We start from the raw sequence: 274 nt of genomic DNA, 5'->3' as shown, positions 1-274 counted from the left end.
GAGGAAAGGTAGTTCCAATGCGTAATAAAGCTATTGTTGCCGTGGCTCTGGTGTTTGGTTCGACTGCGGCTGTCGCACAGACGACGCCGCAAACGACCCCTCAGACAACGCCGGAAACCATGCAGCAGACGATGCCCGGCCAGACTGCGCCGCAGCCGACCACGCCGGATGCAACGATGCCGGGCCAGACTGCACCCGACAGCACAGTTGATGAAGGCATGAACAATCCGTCGACCACGACAGAGCCGACGGTGCCGGAAACCACCGAACCGAC

At 60.6% G+C, this 274-nt stretch carries 1 pseudogene; it reads left to right on the top strand.

The features are described from left to right. Positions 1 to 17 precede the first annotated feature (17 nt). Positions 18 to 274, top strand: a pseudogene (locus SAZ04_RS22015) (hypothetical protein); the annotation flags it as partial.

This window comes from Halalkalibacter lacteus (assembly GCF_036663595.1).
GTDB classification, from domain to species: Bacteria; Bacillota; Bacilli; order Bacillales; family Bacillaceae_D; genus Halalkalibacter; species Halalkalibacter lacteus.
The sequence above is the reverse complement of the archived record's forward strand: the minus strand, read 5'-3'. Positions and strand labels throughout refer to the sequence as shown.